Origin of the sequence: Adlercreutzia sp. DFI.6.23 (genome assembly GCF_024462535.1) — a bacterium.
GTDB classification, from domain to species: domain Bacteria; phylum Actinomycetota; class Coriobacteriia; order Coriobacteriales; family Eggerthellaceae; genus Adlercreutzia; species Adlercreutzia rubneri.
This window is the reverse complement of record NZ_JANGBP010000184.1, coordinates 1-402: the sequence shown is the minus strand read 5'-3', so window position 1 is coordinate 402 and position 402 is coordinate 1. Positions and strand designations below refer to the sequence as shown.

The window sequence follows — 402 nt, the reverse complement described above, 5'->3', positions numbered from 1 at the left end:
TCGGCAGAAAACGCCAGCAGCGATTTCAGGCGCGGAGCGGCCCACAGCACCGGCGCCCCGTCGGCAACGACCACGAGCGCCCCCTCGCGGCGGGACGGCCGCGCGGCCACGAGGGCGGAATCGGCCGCAGGGGCCTCGCCCGCCGCGTCCCATGCCACATCGGGCCAGGGAATGCCGGCACCGAAGAGGCACGCGGGGTCGTCGGCAGGAAGCGCATCGAGGGAGGCGGGCGCCGATGCGTCCGTAGGCTGGGCGAAGGCGCGCAGGGCCTCCACCGTCTCGCGCTGGGCGAACTGGGCCGGCCCCATGCCCTCTACGAACATGCCGCGCGCGAGATCGCCCGCCTCCTCCATGGCCCTAAGCACCGGGTACAGCATCGAAAGGCCGCCGGGCACGCCCGCC

The 402-nt window shown here is 74.6% G+C and carries 1 protein-coding gene; it reads right to left on the bottom strand.

Annotated elements, in window-relative coordinates:
* A partial coding sequence (locus NE591_RS12920) for a hypothetical protein (RefSeq protein ID WP_256156823.1) occupies positions 1-402 on the bottom strand: 402 nt, incomplete at both ends.